The 1,259-nt window shown below is 35.2% G+C and carries 1 protein-coding gene and 1 pseudogene; both read left to right on the forward strand.

The window, feature by feature from the left end; genetic code table 11:
- Positions 1-61: 61 nt before the first annotated feature.
- A pseudogene (locus OZD61_RS05810) lies at positions 62-214 on the forward strand (phage tail tube protein); the annotation flags it as partial.
- Between the two features lie 65 nt (positions 215-279).
- A complete protein-coding gene (locus OZD61_RS00275) occupies positions 280-1,065 on the forward strand; it encodes a hypothetical protein (RefSeq protein WP_274979412.1) in 786 nt (261 codons plus the stop codon).
- The last annotated feature ends 194 nt before the right edge of the window (positions 1,066-1,259 follow it).

Genomic DNA, 1,259 nt, shown 5'->3' on the forward strand with positions numbered 1-1,259 from the left:
CAGCTTGCAAATGATTGTCCTTTCCTTCATTTCTCTCCTATTACGAAGATTTTAAACAGGTTCTAATAATGATTATGAAATTAGTTTTAATGCTAAGGAAAAGATAAGGCTTAGGTGTTCAGTTGAATTGTATGAGAGGTATTATGATCCTGTTACTTTTGACAGCTTTACTGTAGTTTTAACTAGTGCTGAAGTTGTAAACGCTTTTCATTAATGTTAATTTAATTTTTTCATATACAATAGTAACTGGTGAGAATTTTAACTAAATTAAAAAAAATCATGAACGACAAAGACCTTTTCGAGGAAGACGGTGATAATATTGAAGAAAATAACGATGATAAAAGAGAGAGAAGTTTAGAAAATGAAAATCAGCAAAATCAAGAAGAACAACACAAAGAGGAAGATAAGCAATACATAATACAGTACATTCAAGACTATTTGAAAGTTTTTGAGGATATTCTAAATCAGATCGACGAAGGAATTGATAATTCGGATAGTTACGAAAGGACTATGCAAATAAAGCGAAGCATAGACAGGCTTATAGAGACTTTATATAGTCAGGCTGCGTCTGAAGATATTGATGCAGAATTTGAAACCACAAAGCATACTCGTGATAAATCAGAATCTATGAAAAGAGTTAGAGAGAAGAGAAGAAAGCAAGTGATAGAAGAAGTATTAAGTAGCATGTTTGCCCAGCAACAAAAGGAGCTAATGAACGCTAAACACTTAAGTCATGGACATGAAACAGCAAAAGATGGGGATGTCCACGAAGCAAAGGAAAAAGTGAAGTCTTCAATCAGGGGAGTGTTGTTTTCGGTGATTGCTCATAGGATGGATCCAAGAAGGAGGGCAGGGGAAACTGCTGACGGTAACGAAAAGCAAGCTCATATATATGGCAGGGAAGCAGTTGGTGGAGCTTTAGGTGCATTGTTAAAAACGTTTTTAACAGCAGTTATTGCCGTTGTGCGTGAAATTGCTAGGCCACTTCAGAAACCGGAAACATCTTTTGCAAAACAAGTTGAAGAAAGCAGAAACGCAGATTCACAAAAGGGTCGATCTGTGTAGATTTCTCCTTGTAATAATCTTTCGATTCTACTGTCTGTTAATTCAAATTAGGGTTATAAAATTTTAGAAGCCAGCTCTTATATAACCAATTTATAGCAAGAAATTACGATACAAAAATCAGCGTCCGTTAGAACCTGTTTAAAATCTTCGTAATAGGAGAGAAATGAAGGAAAGGACAATCATTTGCAAGCTGG

The sequence above is a fragment of the Wolbachia endosymbiont of Drosophila bocki genome (genome assembly GCF_028982005.1).
GTDB classification, from domain to species: domain Bacteria; phylum Pseudomonadota; class Alphaproteobacteria; order Rickettsiales; family Anaplasmataceae; genus Wolbachia; species Wolbachia pipientis.